General features: G+C 58.4%; 2 pseudogenes. Both read right to left on the bottom strand.

The features are described 5' to 3' along the window. A pseudogene (locus ACXJKH_RS20720) lies at nucleotides 1–478 on the bottom strand (hypothetical protein); the annotation flags it as partial. A 447-nt stretch (nucleotides 479–925) separates the two neighbouring features. Beyond that, nucleotides 926–1,267 (bottom strand): annotated as a pseudogene (locus ACXJKH_RS20715) (MobA/MobL family protein); the annotation flags it as partial. Nucleotides 1,268–1,269: the final 2 nt, after the last annotated feature.

Raw genomic sequence — 1,269 nt, 5'->3', positions numbered from 1 at the left:
TTAGAACCTCCAATGTCGGCACTGCGAAGTTCTTCTCCAAGCTTTTGCAGGCGTCCATCATCTTCTGGCGTGCCTGATTGATCCGCCAATTTTGGATGGCGACAATCCGAGGTGACACATGGACCTTTGATCGGGCTAGCGCTCTGCGCGCTCGAATGGCAGCGTGGGTGGTCGGAGCATCTCCATGCTCAGAAAGCGCTGCTTGGGCATTCAGCACCTCCATGCGGGCCCGGTAGGGCCTGATCACCATCCGCGCGTAGGTGCTTACCGCCTTTGCTAGGGACTCGGTGTCTTCAAACAAGAACGGTTTGCTTGCATAGCTGTCGACACGACGGCAAACCAAGGCCGAGTGCGCTTGCTGGAATTCGGGTTCGATTTGGATGCCAGKAACAAGGCGCAACACTTCTAATGCTTGCTGGGCAACTTCGCGCTGCGCTTCCAACCAGTTTTCGATCAGCTTCGCCTCAGCGTTCAACATCTCCGCGTCTTTGCCTGTTGACCGGGCTAAGCGCGCAACCCGACTCAGGTGCCGTGTCTGGCCACTGTAAGCAGTATGGATGCCTCTGGGCACCGAGGCACCCGCCAATCGGTTCATGGCCTGGCTGACAGGGTTACCCGTCGCGCCCCGTGCGGGCACACCAGCATCGCTATCCTTGCCTAACTGCTCCCTTCTTAGTTCGCGCAACGCTGCTGCGTGATTGTGGTTCTTTGGGGCGTCGTGGAGCACGCCCCCACTTCGCTTCATGTGTGCCATCAAGATCCTACTGAGCGACATCGCGGCCTCTTTCCCACCGACACCGTGTATCTCTGCGGTGAACTTAGACTTCCGCTCGACGGCAACTCTTGCCTTCCCAAGGTGGCGCATCGGCTTGCGGGTGAGGGTTCGTGCGCGCTCAAAGTTGCCTTGGAGTGCAGCGTCCCTGGCTTGAGCCCTGAGTGACCGGTGATCCACCCGACTCTTGTGTCCGGCCATAGCCAAGTGTCCATTGATCACCTGTTCGATGTCTTTTCTAATCTGCCGTAGCGCGCGTGTTCCGCCCCCTTGTCGAGCATCAAACTCCGCGCAGGCTCGTTCCCCTAAACCATCAGCGCCCACTTTGCGGGCAGACATCAGCAAGTGGACGTGGTGGTTGCGTTGATCGCCCTGTTTGCTCGGCTTATGCACAGCCACGAGGACAGCGACTTGAAAGCGATCCACTAGGAGTTGCCCCAGCGCAAGAGCGAGCTCTTGGCGCTGATCAGCAGATAGGCTATGGGGGAGAGACACTT

The organism is Stenotrophomonas sp. P5_B8 (assembly GCF_054049855.1).
This window is presented reverse-complemented; position numbering and strand designations above follow the sequence as displayed.